The 700-nt window shown below is 61.1% G+C and carries 1 protein-coding gene; it reads left to right on the top strand.

Annotated features, from left to right (window positions below):
• The coding region (locus tag EOC06_RS38190) for a chorismate-binding protein (RefSeq protein ID WP_206631389.1) at positions 1 to 700 on the top strand (700 nt) is incomplete at both ends.

Below are 700 nucleotides of genomic sequence, written 5' to 3'. Positions count from 1 at the left end.
GTTCGAGGTCGTGCCCGGCCAGATGTTCTACGAGCGCTGCGAGACGCAGCCATCCGAGATTTCGCGCAAGCTGAAAGCCATCAATCCGTCGCCCTATTCCTTCTTCATCAATCTGGGCGAAGGCGAATATCTGATCGGCGCCTCGCCGGAAATGTTCGTGCGCGTCAACGGCCGCCGCGTCGAGACCTGCCCGATCTCAGGCACCATCAAGCGCGGCGACGACGCCATTTCCGACTCAGAGCAGATCCTGAAACTGCTCAACTCGAAGAAGGACGAATCCGAGCTGACCATGTGCTCGGACGTCGATCGCAACGACAAGTCGCGGGTCTGCGAGCCGGGTTCGGTGCGCGTCATCGGCCGTCGGCAGATCGAAATGTATTCGCGCCTGATCCACACGGTCGACCACATCGAAGGCCGGCTGCGCGAAGGCATGGATGCCTTCGATGCCTTCCTGTCGCATGCCTGGGCGGTCACCGTCACCGGCGCGCCGAAACTGTGGGCCATGCGCTTCATCGAACAGAACGAGAAGAGCCCGCGCGCCTGGTATGGCGGTGCGATCGGCATGGTCAATTTCAACGGTGACATGAACACCGGCCTGACGCTCCGCACCATCCGTATCAAGGACGGCATTGCCGAAGTGCGGGCCGGCGCCACATTGCTGTTCGACAGCATTCCCGAGGAAGAAGAAGCCGAAACCGAA

The sequence above is a fragment of the Mesorhizobium sp. M7A.F.Ca.MR.362.00.0.0 genome (assembly GCF_004023175.1).
Classification (GTDB): Bacteria; Pseudomonadota; Alphaproteobacteria; order Rhizobiales; family Rhizobiaceae; genus Mesorhizobium.
This window is presented reverse-complemented; position numbering and strand designations above follow the sequence as displayed.